Origin of the sequence: uncultured Comamonas sp., from assembly GCF_964277875.1 — a bacterium.
Classification (GTDB): domain Bacteria; phylum Pseudomonadota; class Gammaproteobacteria; order Burkholderiales; family Burkholderiaceae_C; genus Comamonas; species Comamonas sediminis.
The window spans coordinates 1-20,696 of the sequence record NZ_CAXYJV010000026.1; the positions used below are offsets into that span (position 1 = coordinate 1).

Below are 20,696 nucleotides of genomic sequence, written 5' to 3' on the forward strand. Positions count from 1 at the left end.
GTTCACGAAGCAGTTGCACTCTGCGGTGCAACTGCCCAGCCCATGCCCTGTGCTCCTCGGCGCATTCAGAAGGGGTTGAGCAGACATGGGCCATCGCTGCGCTCGGCCTGTTTGGTGGGCCGAGCGCAGCGATGGCCTACTGGCATTTGGCTGTTGGGTTGTTCGCATTCCCCTTTTGCATGCGCCTGGGGCGTGGTGTTTGTGGGGTGGCACTGGCACCGAAGAGTGCCAGTGCATCGTGAACTAGCTTGCCGCGTCTGTTCGAACGGAGCGCCTTGGCGCGTAGAGAGTTTCGCGGCACACCCCACAAACGCCACGACACAGGTTGCCCTTCGCAACGCGAAGGGTCGCAAGCAGCAGGGCGACCTTCTTTTGGGTACTTTTCTTGGTCGCCAAGAAAAGTACCTCGCCCGCCGGGCGAAATCCGGCCAGCAAAACCAAGCAGCGCCGCAGGCATATGCATAAGCAAGAACTGCACTTGGCCAGTAGCAAGGCAGAGCGCAGAAATCGCCCGCCGAGCGAAATCTGGCCAGCAAAATTCAACCAAACAGCAGTCGCTAAAAAGTATCAATAAAGCAGAGCAGCCAGCTCAACGAGCAGAACAAACCACATCCCAACTCAATCCAAACTTCTGCAAATACTTGCGCAACCGATCCGCATCATTCAACACCGCCCGCTGCGCCCGCGAAGCCTGAAACAACTGCCTCCCCGCCTCCGACAAACTGCTAGACGCACGACACACCCGCACCACCGACGCCAACTGCATCCGGTCAAACAAATCCATCGCCTCAATGGCATCACCAGGCAACAAGGCCTCCAGCGCCACGTCAGCAGAAGCATCGACAGACGAAGCCACAGCCTCCGGCCGCTGCCACAGCCATTGCAGCCGACCAATCTCCGCCTCCACCTGGTCCTCGGTGATGCGGCCACTGGTAGACAGCGTAGCCAGCCGCGTCACGCTCGCATGCAGATCGCGGAAGTTGCCGCTCCACAGCGCCTGTGGGCTCTGGGCGAACTGCAGGTAGCGCTTGCGCGCCTCGGCGTTGAAGCGCTCGGTGCGGTGGGTTTGCTGGGCGTGCTGCACCAGCAGGTGGTCGATGTTGGGCTCGATGTCTTCGCTGCGCTGGGCCAGGCCGGGCAGGTTGTAGGTCCAGAGGTTGATGCGGGCGAACAGGTCTTCGCGAAAGCGGCCGGCTGCTACCTCCAGGCGCAGGTCGCGGTTGGTGCCGGCTATCAGCTGGAAGTCGCTGCTCACCTCCTTGTCCGAGCCCATCGGGTAGAAGCGCTTTTCCTCGATCGCCATCAGCAGCATGGCCTGCTCGTCGGCCCCCAGCTCGCCGATTTCGTCGAGGAAGAGCAGGCCCTGGTCTGCGGTGCGCAGCAGGCCGGCGCGCTCGGCGGCAGCGCCGGTGAACGCCCCTTTCTTGTGGCCGAACAAGGTGCTGGCGGCGCTGTCGCCGCGCAAGGTGGCGCAGTTCACCTCGACAAAGGCGCCGCTGATCTGGTGGCGGGCCTTTTTCAGCTCGTACATGCGGCGCGCCAGAAAGGACTTGCCCGCGCCCGTCGGGCCCACCAGCAGCATGGGGGCCTGGGAGCGGCCTGCCACCTGCTCGATCTCGGCGATCAGCTGGTTGAAGCGGGGGTTGCGGGTGGGGATATGGCTTTTGAGAAAGGCGACCGCATCCTGCTGGGCCTGGGCATGGCGGGTGGCCAGCGCATCGTAGCGCGACAGGTCCAGATCGATCAGCGCATAGTTGCCCGCCGCGCCATCGATCTGTCGCTTGGGCGGTGAGGCCTGCAGGATCACGCCGGGTATCGCGCGGGATTCCGCCAGCAGGAACAGGCAGATCTGCGCCACATGGGTGCCCGTGGTGATGTTGAGCCAGTACTGGGCCTGGTCGCTGTCGAAGGGGTAGCTGCTGGTCCAGTCATAGAGCGCGCCGTAGACCTCTTCAAAGTCCCAGGGGTCGCGGATCGGCAGCTCCACCAGGTTCACTTCGGTCTCGGGGCTGACCGTGGCGATGTCTTTTTGCACCAGCCGGGCCAGGTCCACATGCGAGCGCGTGTAGAGCAGCTCCATGCGGGCCACCACCATGTCTTCATGCTGGGTAATCGCGACCGAGGGCCGCCATTTGCTCCAGCGGCCCGCGCCGCGCCCGCTGTCGAGCTGGGTGCCGAGAAAGCCGATGACGGTGATGGGTTTCATAAGATCGGTCGGAATGAATTAGCTTTAATTCTAATATCTCTAGCTATGTAGCTATTTTTTCTAAAAATAGTTACTGTAGGTTGAGAGCACATATCTTAAAAAATTCCATTCAATTCAATGGCTTGATGAAAAATTTCAGCAATGGAACAGAGTTGGCACGCTTCTGGCAAATAAGATGGCAAGCGCCACGTGGCGTGAGTCGGGGAAAGCAGGGCGAGGATCCTGCTTTCCCACCGGACGGGGCCAGGACGCAACTGCGCAAGCCCACACAGACACAGAAGAAAGAACAGGGAACAACATGACCTACGAACAACGACAAGTACCCAATGGCGTGCCGATCAAGATGTGGACCAATGGCGTGCCGGTCGAGGCCGAAGCGCAGAACCAGCTGGCCAATATTTCGCGCCTGCCGGTGGTGTTCAAGCATGTGGCAGTGATGCCTGATGTGCACTTGGGGATTGGTGCCACTATCGGCTCGGTGGTGCCTACGCTCAAGGCCATCATCCCGGCCGCGGTGGGGGTGGACCTGGGTTGCGGAATGATGGCCTGCAAGACCACGTTGACGGCCAGCGATCTGCCCGACAACCTGGCGCCGATCCGCGCTGCGATCGAGCGGGCTGTGCCGGTGGGCATGACGCCCAAGCGCTATGGCCGCGACAAGGGGAGCTGGGAGACGCCGCCTGAGGAAACCGATGCCGCCTGGACAGGGCTGGTGAAGGAGTTCGAGGAGATCTGCGAAGCGCACCCACGCATCAAGAACACCAACAACTACAAGCACCTGGGAACCCTGGGAACCGGTAACCACTTCATCGAAGTCTGCCTGGACGAAAACCAGGCGGTGTGGATCATGCTGCACTCGGGCTCGCGCGGGGTGGGGAACGCCATTGGCACCCACTTCATCGAGCTGGCCAAGAAGGATGCCGAGCTGCACCAGCGCAACCTGCCCGATAAGGACCTGGCCTATTTTGAAGAAGGCGCTGCCTACTTTGGGGACTATGTCAAAGCGGTGGGTTGGGCGCAAAAGTTTGCGCGTGCCAACCGCGAGGTGATGATGGTCCGCGTGATCCACGCGCTGAAAAAGGTGATTACCAAACCGTTCGAGACGCACCTGGAGGCGGTGAACTGCCACCACAACTATGTGCAACGCGAAACGCACTTTGGCCAGGAGGTGTTTGTGACCCGCAAGGGCGCGGTGAGCGCACGCCAGGGCGAGCTGGGGATCATCCCGGGAAGCATGGGGGCCAAGAGCTTTATCGTGCGCGGTAAAGGTAACCCCGAAAGCTTCAACAGCTGCAGCCACGGTGCCGGTCGCACGATGAGCCGGACCAAGGCCAAGAAGCTGTTCACCGTCGAGGACCAGAAGCGCGCCACCGAAGGGGTGGAATGCCGAAAGGACGCCGAGGTGATTGATGAGATCCCCATGGCCTACAAGGACATCGACGCGGTGATGGCGGCGCAGAGCGACTTGGTGGAGGTGGTGTACACGCTCAAGCAGGTGGTGTGTGTGAAGGGGTAGAGTGCGACCCGGGAGCCGCAGCATTGGTTGGATGCTGGGCTTCCCGGGCCTTGAGCCGCACTATAAGAACAAGAGAGAGGGACTTATTCCAATGCAATTTTCAACCCATTTAATAGAAAAGGGCCTGGTCGAGATCGACGGCTCGCAAGGCGAGGGGGGCGGCCAGATTCTGCGCACGGCGCTGGCGCTGTCGGTCATCACGCAAAGACCGCTGGCGATGCACAGCATCCGGGCCAAGCGCTCCAAGCCAGGGCTGATGCGCCAGCACCTGGCCTGTGTGCAGGCGGCGCAGACCATCAGCGATGCCCAGCTGTCGCCCATCGGCGCAGGCGTGACGGCGCTGCAGTTTGCGCCGGCGGCGCTCAAGGCCGGGGACTACCGCTTCCCGATCTCCGGCGCGGGCAGTGCGATGCTGGTGTTGCAGACGGTGCTGCCAGCGTTGCTGATGGCCGATGCTGTCAGCACAGTGCAGTTGTCGGGTGGCACGCACAACCCGCTGGCGCCCAACTTCCACTTCATCGATCGCGCCTATGCGCCCTTGGTGGCACGCATGGGTGCGGGGCTGGACCTGCGGCTGCGCCGCTATGGCTTTTACCCGGCAGGCGGTGGCGAGGCGCTCGCCTGCATCAGCCCGGCAGCGCAAGGGCTGCAGCCTTTTGATCTGCTGGCGCGCGGCATGCTGCAGCATGTGTCGGTGGAGGCGGTCTGCGCGGCCGTGCCGCGTGGCGTGGCCATGCGCGAGTTCGACGAGCTGGCGCGGCTGACGGGCTGGGACCGGCGTGCGATGGAGCTGCTGCCGGTGAGCCAGGAAGAGGGCCCGGGCAATCTGCTGCAGGCCACGTTGCGCTATGACCATGTCACCGAGCTGTTCTGGGGCCTGGGCGCGCACGGGGTGTCGTCCGAAGCGGTGGCGCGCAAGCTCTGCCAGGACCTGCGCGATTACCAGAAGAAGCCCGATGCCGCTGTCTGCGCCTACCTGGCCGACCAGCTGTTGCTGCTGCAGGCGCTGGCGGTATGGCAAAGCGGCCAGCCGGCAGCCTTCAGCTGCAGCGAGGCGACCGAGCACCTGCACAGCAATATGGCGGTGATTGCGCAGTTCTTGCCGCTGCGCATGTCGATCGAAACGGCCAGTGCGCCGGTGGTGCGCATCGCGCCGCTGTAGCGCCGTGCATGGGGGCGTTGGCGGGTAGGCTAGTACAGCCCGCCTTCCAGCGCCTGCATGCCATGGCGTACGCGCGCCTTGTTGCAGGCCTCGCTGCCTGCTGCAAACTCCCGGCAGGGGGAGGGGCGCCATTCATAAATGCCGCAGGCGGCTTGCTGGCCAATGGTGCCGGTCAAGGCCGCGCAGCGCGGGCGCGCATAGTCGGTGCCGCGCATGCGGCAGGTGCTCTCGTTCACCTCTTCAGCCAGCCCCGATGGCACGCGGCCGCCGTTGCTGTCGCATTCATGGACTGAAAAATCAACGCGAAAGCTGGCGCAGCAGGCGCCGCAACTGAGGCAGGGGTGGGTCATCGGGCGTGGGCGCTGAGCGTTGTTTGGCCGGTATTGTAGTTTTGCGCCGCCGAGCGCCACAAAAAAAGCCCGCTGGTCAGCGGGCTCGGGGCGGTGCGGCAGGCGCCAGGCTTACTTGGCGGCCAGCGCTTGCTTGATCCAGCCGTCAAACTTGGCCTGGTGGTTCTTGATCCAGGCGTCGGCATGGCGCTGGATGTCGGCAGTCTTGTTTTCGCCGTTGCGCATCAGCAGGTTCTGCGCGGTGATGTCCTCAATGGGCACCTGCATCAGCGCAAACAGCTTGGCGGCGGCCGGGTTGGCATCCGTCCATTTTTTGTTCGCGAGGATGTACTGGTTGTTCACCTTGAAGCCATAGTTCTTGCCATTGGGCAGGCGGGTGTCGTCATCGCCCTTGGCATTGGGAACATTGGGCACCTGCAGCCAGACAACATCCTGGCCGGGCTTGAGCACGCCGTTGACCCAGTAGGGGGTCCAGACATAGTAGAGCACCGGCTTGCCGGATTGGTAGCGCGCGATGGTGTCGGCAATCAGCGCCGCATAGTTGCCCTGGCGGTGGGTCACGCTGCCTTCCAGACCCAGGCCCTTGAGGTGCTTGTTGATCGCCAGCTCGCAGCCCCAGCCAGGGTTGCAACCGGTCAGATCGGCCTTGCCATCGCCATCGGTGTCAAACAGCTTGGCGATCTTGGGATCCTTGAGCTGCATGATGTCGGTGATCTTGTACTTCTCGGCCGTTTTCTTGTCGATCAGGTAGCCCTGGGCGGCATTGGTCGAGAACATGCCTTCGCGGTAGAAGACCTTGGCGCCGCCATTGCGCTCATAAAACTCCTGGTGCAGCGGAATCCAGTGGTTGGCCATGAAGGTGGCATCGCCCTGGCCGACGACAACGTGCTCGGTGCCGTTCTCCAGTCCCTTGGGGTCCTTCACGGTGTAGCCGAGCTTTTCCAGCGCGCGCGACACGATCAGGGTCTGGAACAGCTCTTCATCGACGGTGCCCAGCAGGGGCAGCAGATCCTTGCCCTTGCCAGGCAGGTCTTGCGCCTGGGCGGCGGGGCCCCAGGCCATCAACGCGATGGCGGCGGCGCAGGCCAGGTGGATCGGGCGATTGAGGCGGTTTTTATAGGTCATGGTCTTCTCCTTGGATTGAAACGCGATGCGCAGGGCGCGCACCGAGAGGGAACATGGGCAGCCCTGGGGGCAAGACGGCGCCAGGCCCGGCCGGTGGTGGCGGGTGATGGGTGTGCAACTTGCGGGACGGCTGGGTGGCGGGCAGCGCTGGCGCTGCACCGGTGGGCATGGCGACATGCCCCGAGGGGAGGCACCGGCCCGGCCAGAAGCTGCCGGGCGATCGGTGCTGCAGACTTACTGGGCCTTGGCGGCGTCCAGCGCCGTCTTGATCCAGCCGTCAAACTCTGCCTGGTGGGCCTTGATCCAGCCATCGGCATGGCGCTCTATGTCGGCAGGCTTGTTCTGGCCTTCCTTCATCGCCAGGTTCTGGGCGTTGATGTCGGAGACCGGCAGTTTCATGATCGCAAACAGCTTGGCGGCCGCAGGGTTGGCTTCGGCAAATTGCTTGTTGGCGACGATCTTCTGGGTGTTCAGCGGGAAGCCATAGTTCTTGCCATTGGGCAGCGCGGTCTTCAGATCGGCCTGGTTGCCCGGCAGTGCGGTAAACGGTACCTGCAGCCAGACGACATCGCGGCCGGGGCGCAGCTCGGCGCTGACCCAGTAGGGCGTCCAGGTGTAGTACAGGATGGGCTTGCCGGACTTGTAGCGGGCGATGGTGTCGGCCATCAGCGCGGCGTAGGTGCCTTGCACATGGGTGACGGTATCGCGCAGGTGGTAGGCGGTCAGCTGGTGCTCGATCGCGCCTTCGCAACCCCAGCCGGGGGTGCAACCGGTCAGGTCGGCCTTGCCGTCGCCATCGGTGTCAAACAGCTTGGCAATCTTCGGGTCCTTGAGCTGCTCGATATTGGTGATCTTGTGCTCGTCGGCCGTCTTCTTGTCGATCAGATAGCCTTGCACGGCACTGGTCGAGTACTCGCCTTCGCGGTAGAGCTTGTCGGCGCCGCCGGCGTTCTTGTAGAAGTCGGCCTGCAGCGGATCCCAGTGGTCGGCCATGTAGGTGGCGTCGCCGTTGCCGATGGCGACGTGGGCGGTGGCGTATTCCACCTCGCGGATGGGCAGCACCTCATAGCCGAGCTTTTCCATGGCCTTGTTGACCAGCAGCGTCTGGAAGGTTTCTTCGGCGATCGAGCTTTGCAGTGGCTGGACCTTGATGCCCTTGCCGGGCAGATCCTGGGCCATCGCATGGCCGGCGGCAGCCAGGCCAGCGGCCAGCAGGCTGGTGGCCAGCAGGCTCTTGACCATGCGGGTCGGGGCTGCGAAGGCCTGCCAGGAGTGGGTGGTGAATGTCATGGATGCTCCTTGTTAGGGGTTCGGCGCTGGCGCAGTGCGCGCCGCCGATCAATGTGCAAATGGGGCCAAGCGGGCGGGCAGGGCAGCCAGCGGTGGCGGCTGCCCTGGCTGGGCCTAGGCGGCAGGCACGGCGTCCTGGCCGGGCTGCGTCTGCGCCTGCTTTTGGGCCGCTGGCTGAGGCAGGGGCTTGGGTGCAGGGCTGGCTTCTGGCTTGTGCAGGGCGCGGGCGATGATGCCGGCCGGGCCGGTTTGCCACCAGTGGCGCACGCCACGGCGGGGTTGGCCCATCGCCTGGGTGATGCGGTCCAGCAGAATGGCGAGCAGCACAATGCCCAGGCCGCCGACGGTGGCCAGGCCCATGTCCAGGCGGCCGATACCGCGCAGCACCATCTGGCCCAGACCGCCCACGGCGATCATCGAGGCAATCACCACCATCGACAGCGACAGCATCAGCGACTGGTTGATGCCGGCCATGATCGAGGGCATCGACAGCGGCAGCTGCACCTTCCACAGCAGTTGCAGCGGCGAGGCGCCATAGGCACGGCTGGCTTCGATCAGGTCAGGGCGCACCTGGCGGATACCCAGGTTGGTCAGGCGCACCAGCGGTGGCAGCGCAAACACAATGGTCACCACCACGCCAGGCACATTGCCAATGCCGAACAGCATCACCACCGGCACCAGGTAGACAAAGGCCGGGGTGGTCTGCATGGCATCGAGCACCGGGCGGAAGAACTTCTGCGCACGGTCGCTGCTGGCCAGCAAAATGCCCAGCGGCAGGCCGATGATGATGCAGAACGCCAGCGAGGTCAGCACCAGCGACAGGGTGACCATGGCCTCGTGCCAGATACCCAGCATGCCGATGACCAGCAGCGACACCACGGCCCCAATGGCCAGGGCGCCGCCGGCAAATTGCCAAGCGATCAGTGCCAGAATGGCCACCATCGCGAGCATGGGGATGGCGGTCAGAAAATGCTCCACGCCCGTGAGCGTGCCGTCAATCGGCGCGCGCACGGTCTGGAAGAAGGGGCGGAAATTGGCCACGACCCAGGTCAGGCCGGTGTTGATCCAGTCCTGTACCGGCAGGCTGCCGTCCCAGAGCTGGCTCAGATGAAAACCGCTGTCGTGGGCGACTTGCGCATGCTGCGCAGTGGCTTGAGCGGCATCGGCGGTTTGGCCCACGGCGTCGGGGCCGCCCAGCCAGTCGGTATTGCCCGAGACATTGCCAACCGCCTGCCAGGGGTCATCGCTCACAGCGGCGGGTGCCGGGGTGCTGGCGGCGTCAGTGCCGGTCCAGGCGGTGGCCGCGCTCGAGCTGGCCGATGCGGTATCGGCCCAAGGGTCGGCAGCGGCAGTGTTCTGGGCGATGGTCATTGTGTTGTCGGTACTCATGCGGCACTCCTGTTGTCGTTGTTGTCGGTATTGGCGGCTTCAGCGGCAGCGGCCTCTGTGGCCGCTTGCATGGCGATCACGGCGGGGTCCGTGGGCGGCACAGGGGGCGTGTCGCGGTCCAGGAAGCGCAGCAGCGTGTTCTTGCTGATCGCGCCGACAAAGCGGCCATCGGCGCGCAGCACCGGCAGCGGGCAGGGCGCCTGTGCCACCTGGCCAAACAGATCGGCCACTAGCGCGTCTTCGGCAATCGGCTCGACCTTGTCCAAGTAGGCATGTTGCAGACCCAATGGGCCCACATGGCCCTTCAAGGCATTGCGCAAGGACTCGGTCGAGACCGTGCCCAGGTACTGCTTGCGGGGCGAGACGATGTAGGCAAAATCCCGGTCCTCGTCCTGCAGCAGCTGCATCGCGGCACGGGCGCCGCGCTGGTCGCTTTCCTTGACGATGGTGATCCCGCGCCGGGCGATATCGGCGGCCTTGAAAACCGCTGCGGCATCCACGCCCTGGATAAAGGCGCGCACATACTCGTTGGCCGGGTTGCGCAGAATGTCATCGGGGGTGCCGACCTGCTGGACCATGCCGTCCTTCATGATGGCGATGCGGTCACCAATGCGCATGGCCTCGTCCAGATCGTGTGAGATGAAGACGATGGTGCGGCGCTTGATTTCCTGCAGGCGCATCAGCTCGGACTGCATTTCGGTACGGATGATGGGATCGAGCGCTGAGAAGGCCTCGTCCATCAGCAGGATCGAGGGATCGGATGCCAGCGCGCGGGCCAGGCCCACACGCTGCTGCATGCCGCCAGACAGCTCATCGGGGTAGCTCGCGCCCCAGCCGGCCAGGCCCACCTGCTCCAGCGCCTGCTCAGCCGCAGCAAGGCGTTCTTCACGCTTGACGCCGGCCAGCTCCAGGCCAAACGCAGTGTTCTCGACCACGGTCAGGTGGGGCATCAGCGCAAAGGACTGGAACACCATCGAGATGTCCTTGCGGCGCAGCGCGCGCAGCTTGCTGTCCGATAGCTGGTTGATGTCCTGGCCATCGACGACGATGGCGCCGCTGGTGGGCTCGATCAGGCGGTTGAGCATGCGCACCAGGGTGGATTTGCCCGAGCCCGACAGGCCCATGACGACAAAGATCTCACCGGCTTCGATGGTGAAGTTGGCGTCAAACACGCCGATGGAGTTGCCGGTCTTCTCCATGACTTCTTGCTTGGTGGCGCCTTTGCGCACCAGCTCCAGTGCGGCTTTGGGGGAATCTCCGAACACCTTGAAGACGTGCTCGATACGGATTTGTTTGGCCATCGCTGGCTCCTCCCTAAGTTGTAGTGGCTACAACGCTGAAAACGCCCACAAAGGGGCGTCGTCCAGCACGGGACCGTCAATCTCTCAACCCTGATGCCGATAGCTGCGCCTGGCGGTCAAAGCGACCGCCATGGCAAGCCCTCGTGGGCAGGACACACAATGTGACCAACAATTTCTGCCTGTACCGGGCATGCATGCCAGCAGCGAAGGGCTCCAGGGTCGAGCCAGGTACAGGGTCTCTCGTGCGCATTGAAACCCGATCGTTTCAATCACGCGAGCGCGGCGGACACTGTAAAAAGGCCACCGCGCCGGGGCATCAGGGCCGGGTAGATGCCGGCCTGTTGACGGACTCTGGCATGGCGCCAAAGACCCGACGGAGACGATCCGCGCCTGTCAGAAAGGCACGGATTACCTGCGTTGCAGGTTGTAAAACATTCCTTAAGTATACGTATTGGAAATATAGAAGTCAAAAAAAGCGGGTTTCATCCGGGCGAATTGGGCATTGCTAAGCGCCTATTTGCAGCATCTGATTTCTGTGATGCTCCGTTTTTAATAGCAACAAAAAACCAAATATGGTCGGATCAAGCGGTCGGGGTTTCGACGATGCAAAACACATTTGGTTTCAATTTTATGCAAGATCTGTCTGTGAAAGACCCTGATTCTGGCAATTGCGTACCGGTCACGTTGCTTGTGCTGTGAATGCTGTCTTTTAAGGGTAAATAACTACCGATATCCGAAACCATGCGGCTGCTGTGTAGGAATATTTCGCCAATCCGGATCGCCCAAGCGCCCATGAAAAAGCCCCGCAGGGGCGGGGCTGGAGGGATGCACGCAGCGGCTGCTGGATCAATGGCTATCCTTGTGGCCAGGGCCTGCGGGGTGCAGGATGCGGTCAGTCCAGGCAATGGCCAGCGCCGACAGCAGGAACACCACGTGGATGATGGTCTGCCACATCAGCACCTTCTCGCTGTAATTGGGCGCATTGATAAAGGTTTTGAGCAGGTGAATGGAGCTGATGCCGATGATGGACAGGCCCAGCTTGACCTTGAGCACCGAGGCATTCACATGGCCCAGCCATTCGGGCTGGTCCGGATGGCGGTTGAGGTGCATGCGGCTGACAAAGGTCTCGTAGCCGCCGACGATCACCATGATCAGCAGGTTGGAGATCATCACCACATCGATGAGGCCGAGCACCACCAGCATGATGATGGTCTCGTTGAGGGCGGTGATCTGGACATCGGGCGAATAGCCCACCGAGGTGACGAGGATGCGCAGCGCGGTATCGCTGCCAAAGGCAGCTTCAACCAGGTGCAGCAACTCGACCAGGAAATGCCAGACATACACCAGCTGGGCAACGATCAGTCCCAGGTAAAGCGGCAGTTGCAGCCAGCGGCTGGCAAAAATCAGCGCCGGCAAGGGGCGCAAAGGAGCATTTTGAGGCAGAGACATGATGGAGGAGGAAGTGGAGAAGACGCTGCCGGGCTGCGGTGCGTTGGAATGCGTTGTTGGATCTTCCATCGGTGAAACGGATACCAGCCTGTCTACCTGCGTGCTGGCTCACCGATGGCGCAGATGCAGCCAAAAGAGCGACGCGGATTGTAGCGAGCCGCCTGGGTCTTGCGCAGCGCGATTGGCAAAATTCGTCACTTCGATAGGTTGGTTGTTTTTGACTATGAATTGCTCTGCGACGACGCCGGGCGCGCAGGCTGCTGTCAGACGCATGTAAGTGCGCCGGTCCACAGTAGCAACGATTTTCATACCTACAATGTTTGCAAAGGAGACCCACCCATGACAGCCCCAGCCCAAGGAACGATTGAATCCGTTCTGGTCGAGAACCGTGTTTTCCCCCCACCTGCCAGCCTGTCTGCCACGGCCCGCGTCGGCAGCATGGAGGCCTACCAGGCGCTGTGCGCCGAGGCCGAGGCCGACTTCGAAGGCTTCTGGGCCCAACGCGCCCGCGCGCATGTGCAGTGGACCCGGCCTTTCACCGAAGTGCTGGACCAGAGCACGCCGCCATTCTTCAAGTGGTTCCAGGATGGCGAGCTGAACGTCAGCGCCAACTGCCTGGACAAGCACATCGGCACGCCGGTGGAGAACAAGACGGCCATCATCTTTGAAGCCGACGATGGCCAGGTGACCAAGATCACCTACCGCGAACTGCTGGACAAGGTCAGCACCTTCGCCAATGCGCTCAAGGCCCAGGGCGTGCAAAAGGGCGACCGGGTGCTGATCTACATGCCGATGACCGTCGAGGGCATTGTGGCGATGCAGGCCTGCGCACGCATTGGTGCCACCCATTCGGTGGTGTTCGGCGGTTTCTCGGCCAAGGCGGTCAATGAGCGCGTCATCGATGCCGGTGCCGTGCTGATCATCACGGCCAACTACCAGATGCGCGGCGGCAAGGAGTTGCCGCTCAAGGCGATTGTCGACGATGCGCTGGCCATGGGTGGCTGCGATACCGTCAAGAAAGTGCTGGTGTTTGAGCGCACCGCCACGGCCTGGAACAAGGTCGAAGGCCGGGATGTGAGCTTCGGCGAGGCGCTGGCCGGCCAGAGCAAGGAATGCGCGCCGGTGCCGGTGCATGCCGAGCACCCGCTGTTCATTCTGTACACCAGCGGCTCCACCGGCAAACCCAAGGGCGTGCAGCATGCCAGCGGCGGCTACATCCTCTGGGCCAAGATGACGATGGAGTGGACCTTCGACCTGCAGCCCAGCGACGTGTTCTGGTGCACGGCCGATATCGGCTGGATCACCGGCCACACCTATATTGCCTACGGCCCGCTGGCCGCTGGCGCGACCCAGGTGGTGTTCGAAGGCGTGCCCACCTTCCCCAATGCCGGCCGCTTCTGGCAGATGATCGAGCGCCATGGCGTCTCCATCTTCTACACCGCGCCCACAGCCATCCGCTCGCTGATCAAGGCGGCAGATTCGGACGACAAGGTGCACCCGCGCAACTGGAACCTGGGCAGCCTGCGCATTCTGGGCTCGGTCGGCGAGCCGATCAACCCCGAAGCCTGGATGTGGTACTACCGGAACATCGGCGGCGAGCGCTGCCCGATTGTCGATACCTTCTGGCAAACGGAGAACGGCGGCCATGTGATCACGCCGCTGCCTGGCGCCACGCCGCTGGTGCCTGGCTCCTGCACCCTGCCGCTGCCGGGCATCATGGCCCAGATCGTGGACGAAACCGGCAAGGAACTGCCCAACGGCACCGGCGGTATCCTCGTGATCAGCAAGCCCTGGCCGTCGATGATCCGCACGATCTGGAACGACCCCGAGCGCTTCAAGAAAGCCTATTTCCCCGAAGAAATGGGCGGCAGCATCTACCTGGCCGGTGACGGCGCGGTGCGCGATGCCAAGACCGGCTATTTCCGCATCACCGGCCGCATTGACGATGTGCTCAATGTCTCGGGCCACCGCATGGGCACGATGGAAATCGAATCGGCACTGGTCGCCAAGACCGACCTCGTGGCCGAGGCGGCCGTGGTGGGCCGGCCCGACGACATGACCGGCGAGGCGATCTGCGCCTTTGTCGTGCTCAAGCGCTCGCGTCCCACCGGCGACGAAGCCAAGCAGATTGCCAAGGAGCTGCGCGACTGGGTGGCCAAGGAAATTGGCCCGATCGCCAAGCCCAAGGACATCCGTTTTGGCGACAACCTGCCCAAGACCCGTTCGGGCAAGATCATGCGCCGCCTGCTGCGCTCGATCGCCAAGGGCGAGGCGATCACGCAGGACACCTCCACCTTGGAGAACCCGGCGATCCTCGACCAGCTGTCCGATACGCACTGATCGCCCAATGTCAACAATGTGGCGCGCCGGTACTCCCCGGCGCGCCAACGCGTTGTTAACGCTGAAGAACGGGTGGAAATTTGCCAGCATTGGCTGACAAGCCGGGACGTCTGGACCGTGCTATGGTCTATGCGTTCTATCCATGCCATCAAATTCCACTATGCGCAGCATTCTTCTTCTCATCATCGCCGTGCTCATCGGCGGTCTGGCAGCCCTCAACTGGGAGGTGCTGTCCACCCCGTCGGAAGTCAACCTGGGCCTGACCACCATCCATGCACCGCTGGGTGTGTTGATGTTGGCGCTCACCGTCCTGCTTTGCGTGATCTTCATCGCCTATGTGCTGTCCCTGCAGGGCTCCGTCATGCTGGAGGCGCGCCGCCACAACAAGGAGATGACGGCCCAGCGTGAGCTGGCCGACAAGGCCGAGGCCTCCCGCTTTACCGAACTGCGCCAGGTGCTGGAGAGCCAGCATGTGGCCGGGCAGTCCGCACTGATGGCGCGGTTGGCAGAGCTGGAATCGCACCTGGTGGCCCGCGCCCAGGAGTCGGACAACAGCAATGCCGCCTACCTGGGCCAGATCGAGGACCGCATGCGCCAGGTCGAGCCGCCGCGCAATAGCTTCTAAACCGCTGCCGCACGCCACAAAAAAACCACCTTGCAAGGTGGTTTTTTTGCTTGGGCCGGTAGCGCCCAACCTGCATGCGATGGGTTGTTTACTTGAGCGTCAGTACCCAGTCGGCCAATTTCTTGGCATCGGCTTCGCTGACCTGGGTGTTGGCGGGCATGGGCACAGGGCCCCAGACGCCTGCACTGCCCTTGATGATCTTCTGGGCCAGCATGTTGGATGCACCGGGCTGGCCTGCAAACTTGGCGCCAATGTCTTTGAATGCGGGGCCCACTACTTTCTTGTCGACCGAATGGCAAGCCATGCAGTTCTTGGATTGGGCCAATGCCTGATCAGCCCACGCAGGTGCGCTGGCCGACAAGGCCAGTGCCGTGGCAATCAGAATACGGTTCATCGTGTCTTCTCCTTAGCGCATGAGGTACATTAATTCTAATGGCTCGCTGCTTAGGACTGCGCCAACGCCAGGATGTTCCGCAAGTCAGAACACTTTACGAGCCCGATACCCAAGCGGCCCAGCGAGCAACAAGAGGGAGAGACCATGTATTTTCTGATCCTGGGGATCATTCTGCTGTTGTTGAAGTACCTGGAAATCGGCCCCGTCGCGGCCTGGTCCTGGGTCACCGTGCTGGCGCCGTTTGGCCTGGCAGCGCTGTGGTGGGCCTGGGCCGACTGGTCAGGCTACACCAAGCGCAAGGCGATGGAAAAGGAAGGGCTGAAAAAGGAGCGCCGACTGCAAAAATCCAGGGACGCGCTGGGCCAGACTACCCGCCGGCGCCGCTGACGCAGCCGCTGCAGCGCAGAAACCGCCGGCAGGCGGTTTTTTTCCGCCTTTCTGCTGTCCCTACCGCTGTCGCTGGCTGGAACCCGAGTGTCTCCGTCATTTGCCCAGCTGCGCCATAATCAGCGCTCACATCGGCGTGCACTCAAGAGGTTCTCGCCAACTTGCCCGCTGGCCCTGGCGTATATCTAGGCCCGCACTATGCAAGACAGGCCGCATTCTTATTGTTTACTGATTCGTACACCACGATGCCCGCATACCGTTCCAAAACCTCAACCGCCGGTCGCAACATGGCTGGTGCCCGCTCCTTGTGGCGCGCCACCGGCATGAAAGACGACGATTTCTCCAAGCCCATCATTGCGGTGGTGAACTCCTTTACCCAGTTCGTTCCAGGCCATGTGCACCTGAAGGACCTGGGCCAGCTCGTCGCCCGCGAGATCGAGGCTGCAGGCGGTGTTGCCAAGGAGTTCAACACCATTGCGGTCGACGACGGCATTGCGATGGGCCACGATGGCATGCTGTACTCGCTGCCCAGCCGGGAAGTGATTGCCGATTCGGTGGAATACATGGTCAACGCGCACTGCGCCGATGCCATGGTCTGCATCTCCAACTGCGACAAGATCACCCCCGGCATGCTGATGGCCGCGATGCGCCTCAATATCCCCGTGGTGTTTGTCTCGGGCGGCCCGATGGAAGCGGGCAAGGTGCGTCTGGCCGTGCCTGCCGCTGATGGCAGCAAGACGATCCAGATCAAGAAGCTCGACCTGGTCGATGCGATGGTGATGGCCGCGGACAGCAATGTCAGCGATGCCGATGTGGCTGAAGTCGAGCGCTCGGCCTGCCCGACCTGTGGCTCCTGCTCGGGCATGTTCACCGCCAACTCGATGAACTGCCTGGCCGAGGCGCTGGGCCTGGCCCTGCCAGGCAATGGCACCGTGGTGGCCACCCATTCGGACCGCGAGCAGCTGTTCAAGCGCGCAGGCCGCCTGATCGTGGAGCTGGCCAAGCGCTACTACGAGCAGGACGAAGCCACGCTGCTGCCACGCGCCGTCGGCCTCAAGGCCTTCGAGAACGCGATGACCCTGGACATCGCGATGGGCGGATCGACCAACACCATCCTGCACTTGCTGGCGATTGCGCAAGAGGCGGACATCGATTTCACGATGACCGACATCGACCGCATGTCGCGCACCGTGCCCCAGCTGTGCAAGGTGGCCCCCAATACCAACAAGTACCACATCGAAGATGTGCACCGCGCCGGCGGCATCATGGCCATCCTCGGTGAGCTGGACCGTGCCGGCAAGCTGCACACCGACGTGCCCACCGTGCATGCCAAGACCATGAAGGACGCGCTGGACCAGTGGGACATCGTGCGCACGCAGGACGAGGCGGTGCGCACCTTCTACATGGCAGGCCCTGCCGGCATTCCTACCCAGGTGGCCTTCAGCCAAAGCACGCGCTGGCCCAGCCTGGACCTGGACCGCGCCGAAGGCTGCATCCGCTCGTACGACCATGCCTTCTCCAAAGAAGGGGGGCTGGCGGTGCTGCGCGGCAACATCGCGCTGGACGGCTGCGTGGTCAAGACCGCCGGTGTCGATGACTCGATCCTGGTGTTCGAAGGCTCGGCCCATGTGGTGGAGTCGCAGGACGAGGCCGTGGAAAACATCCTGAGCGACAAGGTCAAGGCCGGTGATGTCGTGATCGTGCGTTACGAAGGCCCCAAAGGCGGCCCCGGCATGCAGGAAATGCTCTATCCGACCAGCTACATCAAGTCCAAGGGCCTGGGCAAGTCCTGCGCATTGCTGACCGATGGCCGCTTCTCGGGCGGAACCTCGGGCCTGTCCATCGGCCACTGCTCGCCAGAGGCGGCCGCTGGCGGCGCGATTGGCCTGGTGCAGAACGGCGACCGCATCCTGATCGACATCCCCAACCGCACCATCAATGCGCTGGTCAGCGATGAGGAATTTGCCAAGCGCCGCGAAGCACAGAATGCGCTGGGCTGGAAGCCTGCCAAGCCCCGCCCGCGCAAGGTGTCCACCGCGCTGAAGGCCTATGCCAAGCTGGTGACCTCGGCCGACAAGGGTGCGGTGCGCGATATCTCGCTGCTGGACTGACCGTCTCTCGCCCAATGCACAACCGCCCCAGGCGCAAGCCCGGGGCGGTTTTTTCATCGCGGTAGCGCAGACGGCAGAGCGCTTGCGCTGCCATGGCCACTTACCAGCTCAGGCAGATCTTGCCAAAGTGCTGCGCGCTGATCTGGTGCGCAAAGGCATCGGCGATTTTCTCCAGCGGGTAGCTGCTGTCGATCACCGGGCGCAGTGGCAACTGGTCGAGCGCGCGCACCAGGTCTTGCTGCTGCTCGCGGCTGCCAACGATCAGGCCCTTGAGCGTTTGCTGCTTGCGCATCAGCTCCACCGTCGGTACATCGCCGGCAAAGCCGGTCAGCACACCGATCAGTGCGATATGGCCCCCGGGCGCACAGGCGCGGATGGACTGGGGCAGGGTGCCGGGGCCGCCGACTTCCACGACGATGTCGGCACCACGGCCGCCAGTGGCTTGCAGCACCGCATCGCCCCATTCGGGCTGGTCGCGGTAGTTGATCACCGTGTCGGCACCCAAGGCGCGCAGGCGCTCGGCCTTGGCAGCGCTGGAGGTCGTCGCAATCACCTTGGCGCCCATCGCATGGGCCAGTTGCAACGCGAAGATGGAGACGCCGCCGGTGCCCAGCACCAGCACGGTTTGCCCCGCTTCGATGCGGCCATCGACGACCAGGGCGCGCCAGGCGGTCAGGCCCGCCGTGGTCAAAGTGGCAGCTTCTTCATGCGTATAGCCCTTGGGTGCATGGGTAAAGGCCGTGGCGGCCATCGTGACCTGCTCGCGCGCAAAACCATCGACACCATCGCCGGGCACGGTGGTGAAGGTGGAGGGCACTTGCTTGCCCGATAGCCACAGCGGGAAAAAGCAGGAAACCACGGCGTCACCCACGGCGAACTCGGTTACGCCTTCCCCCACCGCCGTCACCAGGCCGGCGCCATCGGCCATCGGGATGCGGCCATCGGCCGTGGCCGAGCGCCCGGCGGCAATGGCCAGGTCGTGGTAGTTGAGCGAGCTGGCATGCAGGCGCACCTGGATCTCTCCGGCGCCTGGTGCTGCGGGCGCTGGCAAGTCCACCAGTTGCAGGCGGTCCAGGCCACCGGGAGCGGCAAGTTGAATGGCTTTCATGGCGTATGTCTTTCCTTGGTTGGCATCACAGAGGCTGCAGGCTGCAGCCACCCGGCCATCATGCAAGCGCTGGGTGTGGAACGCTAGAACCGACATATTTGTGGTCTAGTATTAAAAATGTAAGCAATGCATGGATATTGGCTTGGCACTAGGATGGGGCGTTTGTCGTTTTCCGGGGAGCAAGGGGTATGAAGCGTTTGAACAGCAAAAGCGGCTGCGCAGTGGAGGTCACCTTGTCCGTCATGGGCGGCACCTGGAAGCCGATTGTGCTTTTCCATCTGCTCCATGGCACCAAGCGTTTCAGTGCGTTGGCGCGCGCCATTCCGAACGTCACCCAGCGCATGCTGACCTTGCAGCTGCGCGAGCTGGAAGAGGCCGGCATTGTTGCGCGCACGGTCTATGCCGAGGTCCCCCCGCGCGTGGACTATGCATTGACCGACCTGGGCCGCAGCCTGCAGCCGGTGCTGACGGCCATGCGCGACTGGGGCATGGACTATGCCCAGAGCCAGGGTCTGCAGCAAGAGGGCCAGGACGTACAGGCCAGCTGCGCTGCCTAGTGCCAGTTTCCCGCTCGGGAGGATAATTCCCGTCTCTGGTTTTCAGTGTCCGCCTGCCATGATCTCCCGCTTTCCCCTCCTGCGCCCGCTGGCGCTGCTGCCTGCATTGGTCTGCCTGGGTCTGGCATGGGCCGGACATGCGCAGGCGCAAGCGCAAGAGCGGCGCGCCTACCCCAGCCAGCCCATCAAGCTGGTGGTGCCCTTTGCACCGGGGGGGTCGACCGATATCGTGGCCCGCCTGGTTGCCGATGCCATGCGCGAGCCGCTGGGCCAGCCGGTGGTGGTGGAGAACAAGGCTGGCGCCGCAGGTCTCATCGGGGCCGAGGCAGTGGCCCGTGCGCGGCCCGATGGCTACACCATCGGCGTGGGAACGATCAGCACCTTGGCCGTCAATGCGGTGATGCTGAAATCGCTGCGCCGTGACCCGCCCGAAGCGCTGGCACCGGTCATCGCGTTGGCGCAGATTCCATCGGTATTCTCCACCCACCCCAGCCTGGGGGCAGCCGATCTGCAGAGCCTGGTCGCCATCTTGCGCGCCCAGCCCGACCACTACACGATCGGATCGGCCGGCGTGGGCTCCATCGGCCACCTGATTGCCGAGGCGATGAACGAAGCGCTGGGCGTGCGCCTGCGCCATATTCCGTACAAAGGCCAAGGCCCGGTGGTCAACAGTGCGCTGTCGGGCGAGACCCAGGTGCTGAGTGACCAGTACCCGTCGTCCAGCAGCCTGGTGCAGTCGGGGCGCCTGGTGCCCTTTGCGGTGGCCGCGCCCCAGCGGCTGCCAGCGCTGCCGCAGGTGCCTACGTTGGCAGAGGCGGGCTACCCGGCGTTCAACCGCCTGGCCATCACCTGGTTTGGGCTGGTGGCGCCGGCCGGCACGCCGCCAGCGGTCATCGACACCCTCCACCATGCAGCCCGCCAAGCGTTGCAGCAACCTGCGGTGCAGGCGCGTCTGGAGCAGCTCGGTGTTGTGCCGATGGGCGGCAGCCCGCAGCAGTTTGCAGCGCTGATCAGCGATACGCGCGCCCAGATCGAGCAGCTGGTGCAGCAGCGCCGGCTGGTGCTGGACTGAGCTTTCTGAAAAGCGCCGGTAAAGAGCGCGTTGTGCCTTCTCAACCACTGGTGGTTTTGAGGGCCTTGATCTACAATCCGGCCAGCTTTTTTATCAGGAGTAACCCTGTGGACTTACCGAGTTGTTGGCCAGCGGCCAACCGACCACAGGCAAGGTAATCGCAAACGCCCCAGCTTTGCGCGCTGCCTTGCCGAACCAGGCGGGCAGCTGTGAGGTGCCGTAGTTTCTGTCAGACAGACCTGCGCCCCTACTGCATCCCATTTTGATCTTCCAGTCTTGCCCAGTGGCGAGCGCCTTTGCTGCGCGCCATCACA

Annotated in this window: 18 protein-coding genes; 8 read left to right on the plus strand and 10 right to left on the minus strand. The window is 63.1% G+C overall.

What is annotated here, in order from left to right; all coding sequences use genetic code 11:
• Positions 1–589: 589 nt before the first annotated feature.
• Positions 590–2,206: an RNA repair transcriptional activator RtcR gene (gene rtcR / locus ACHWUQ_RS09695; protein ID WP_394681000.1), complete on the minus strand. Its 1,617-nt coding sequence runs from the start codon at positions 2,204–2,206 to the stop codon at positions 590–592.
• A gap of 298 nt (positions 2,207–2,504) precedes the next feature.
• Between rtcR and ACHWUQ_RS09700 the strand changes: the two genes are divergently transcribed.
• On the plus strand, positions 2,505–3,722 hold the full coding sequence (locus tag ACHWUQ_RS09700) for an RtcB family protein (protein WP_230774756.1): 1,218 nt from the start codon (positions 2,505–2,507) through the stop codon (positions 3,720–3,722).
• 91 nt (positions 3,723–3,813) lie between these two features.
• The gene (gene rtcA, locus ACHWUQ_RS09705; protein WP_394681001.1) at positions 3,814–4,884 is read left to right on the plus strand and encodes an RNA 3'-terminal phosphate cyclase; all 1,071 of its coding nucleotides are present in this window, start codon (positions 3,814–3,816) and stop codon (positions 4,882–4,884) included.
• 29 nt (positions 4,885–4,913) lie between these two features.
• On the opposite strand, the gene ACHWUQ_RS09710 is transcribed toward rtcA, so the two are convergent.
• The 7 genes from ACHWUQ_RS09710 to ACHWUQ_RS09740 all read right to left on the minus strand — a co-directional run bounded on the left by ACHWUQ_RS09710 (position 4,914) and on the right by ACHWUQ_RS09740 (position 12,097).
• Positions 4,914–5,234: a YkgJ family cysteine cluster protein gene (locus ACHWUQ_RS09710; protein ID WP_239809040.1), complete on the minus strand. Its 321-nt coding sequence runs from the start codon at positions 5,232–5,234 to the stop codon at positions 4,914–4,916.
• A 111-nt stretch (positions 5,235–5,345) separates the two neighbouring features.
• Positions 5,346–6,359, minus strand: a complete 1,014-nt coding sequence (gene proX / locus ACHWUQ_RS09715; RefSeq protein WP_394681002.1) for a glycine betaine/L-proline ABC transporter substrate-binding protein ProX — start codon at positions 6,357–6,359, stop codon at positions 5,346–5,348.
• Positions 6,360–6,593: 234 nt separating this feature from the next.
• Positions 6,594–7,601, minus strand: a complete 1,008-nt coding sequence (proX, locus tag ACHWUQ_RS09720; RefSeq protein ID WP_313332331.1) for a glycine betaine/L-proline ABC transporter substrate-binding protein ProX — start codon at positions 7,599–7,601, stop codon at positions 6,594–6,596.
• 162 nt (positions 7,602–7,763) lie between these two features.
• On the minus strand, positions 7,764–9,038 hold the full coding sequence (gene proW, locus ACHWUQ_RS09725) for a glycine betaine/L-proline ABC transporter permease ProW (protein ID WP_394681003.1): 1,275 nt from the start codon (positions 9,036–9,038) through the stop codon (positions 7,764–7,766).
• On the minus strand, positions 9,035–10,339 hold the full coding sequence (proV, locus tag ACHWUQ_RS09730; protein WP_394681004.1) for a glycine betaine/L-proline ABC transporter ATP-binding protein ProV: 1,305 nt from the start codon (positions 10,337–10,339) through the stop codon (positions 9,035–9,037). The genes proW and proV overlap by 4 nt, the downstream gene beginning before the upstream one ends.
• An 846-nt stretch (positions 10,340–11,185) precedes the next feature.
• Positions 11,186–11,788 carry a TIGR00645 family protein gene (locus ACHWUQ_RS09735; RefSeq protein ID WP_133857855.1) on the minus strand — a complete coding sequence of 201 codons (603 nt, stop codon included), beginning with the start codon at positions 11,786–11,788 and terminating at the stop codon, positions 11,186–11,188.
• Between the two features lie 108 nt (positions 11,789–11,896).
• Positions 11,897–12,097: a hypothetical protein gene (locus ACHWUQ_RS09740; protein ID WP_394681005.1), complete on the minus strand. Its 201-nt coding sequence runs from the start codon at positions 12,095–12,097 to the stop codon at positions 11,897–11,899.
• Between the two features lie 30 nt (positions 12,098–12,127).
• Between ACHWUQ_RS09740 and acs the strand changes: the two genes are divergently transcribed.
• Both acs and ACHWUQ_RS09750 read left to right on the plus strand, forming a co-directional pair.
• The gene (gene acs, locus ACHWUQ_RS09745) at positions 12,128–14,128 is read left to right on the plus strand and encodes an acetate--CoA ligase (protein WP_394681006.1); all 2,001 of its coding nucleotides are present in this window, start codon (positions 12,128–12,130) and stop codon (positions 14,126–14,128) included.
• Between the two features lie 160 nt (positions 14,129–14,288).
• A complete protein-coding gene (locus tag ACHWUQ_RS09750; RefSeq protein WP_239809033.1) occupies positions 14,289–14,753 on the plus strand; it encodes a LapA family protein in 465 nt (154 codons plus the stop codon).
• Between the two features lie 88 nt (positions 14,754–14,841).
• On the opposite strand, the gene ACHWUQ_RS09755 is transcribed toward ACHWUQ_RS09750, so the two are convergent.
• On the minus strand, positions 14,842–15,147 hold the full coding sequence (locus tag ACHWUQ_RS09755) for a c-type cytochrome (RefSeq protein ID WP_021027702.1): 306 nt from the start codon (positions 15,145–15,147) through the stop codon (positions 14,842–14,844).
• A gap of 144 nt (positions 15,148–15,291) precedes the next feature.
• Here ACHWUQ_RS09755 and ACHWUQ_RS09760 point away from each other — a divergent pair, with 144 nt between their 5' ends.
• Positions 15,292–15,534, plus strand: coding sequence for a TIGR04438 family Trp-rich protein (locus tag ACHWUQ_RS09760; RefSeq protein ID WP_394681007.1), 243 nt, complete (start codon positions 15,292–15,294; stop codon positions 15,532–15,534).
• A gap of 245 nt (positions 15,535–15,779) precedes the next feature.
• Complete coding sequence (gene ilvD, locus ACHWUQ_RS09765; protein ID WP_373450456.1) at positions 15,780–17,645, plus strand: dihydroxy-acid dehydratase; 1,866 nt, start codon at positions 15,780–15,782, stop codon at positions 17,643–17,645.
• Positions 17,646–17,745: 100 nt separating this feature from the next.
• Here ilvD and ACHWUQ_RS09770 read toward each other — a convergent pair whose 3' ends face one another.
• Complete coding sequence (locus ACHWUQ_RS09770) at positions 17,746–18,753, minus strand: NAD(P)-dependent alcohol dehydrogenase (RefSeq protein WP_394681008.1); 1,008 nt, start codon at positions 18,751–18,753, stop codon at positions 17,746–17,748.
• A 188-nt stretch (positions 18,754–18,941) separates the two neighbouring features.
• On the opposite strand from ACHWUQ_RS09770, the gene ACHWUQ_RS09775 reads away from it, so the two are divergent.
• Together ACHWUQ_RS09775 and ACHWUQ_RS09780 are read left to right on the plus strand one after the other, a co-directional pair.
• Positions 18,942–19,310: a helix-turn-helix domain-containing protein gene (locus ACHWUQ_RS09775; RefSeq protein ID WP_239809029.1), complete on the plus strand. Its 369-nt coding sequence runs from the start codon at positions 18,942–18,944 to the stop codon at positions 19,308–19,310.
• Positions 19,311–19,368: 58 nt separating this feature from the next.
• Positions 19,369–20,382, plus strand: a complete 1,014-nt coding sequence (locus ACHWUQ_RS09780) for a Bug family tripartite tricarboxylate transporter substrate binding protein (RefSeq protein ID WP_394681009.1) — start codon at positions 19,369–19,371, stop codon at positions 20,380–20,382.
• The last annotated feature ends 314 nt before the right edge of the window (positions 20,383–20,696 follow it).